General features: G+C 52.7%; 1 rRNA gene. It reads left to right on the top strand.

Annotated features, from left to right (window positions below):
- Positions 1-205 (top strand): 23S ribosomal RNA (locus IAE30_RS29930); the annotation flags it as partial.

The raw sequence follows: 205 nt of genomic DNA, 5'->3' as shown, positions 1-205 counted from the left end.
TTAACGCTGAGGTGTGATGACGAGCCACTACGGTGGTGAAGTAACTGATGCCCTGCTTCCAGGAAAAGCCTCTAAGCTCCAGGTAACACGAAATCGTACCCCAAACCGACACAGGTGGTCAGGTAGAGAATACCAAGGCGCTTGAGAGAACTCGGGTGAAGGAACTAGGCAAAATGGTGCCGTAACTTCGGGAGAAGGCACGCTG

Origin of the sequence: Pantoea sp. S61 (assembly GCF_016625145.1) — a bacterium.
Lineage (GTDB): Bacteria > Pseudomonadota > Gammaproteobacteria > Enterobacterales > Enterobacteriaceae > Pantoea > Pantoea rwandensis_B.
Note: the sequence above shows the minus strand (reverse complement) of the source record. Positions and strands in the feature narration are given on the sequence as shown.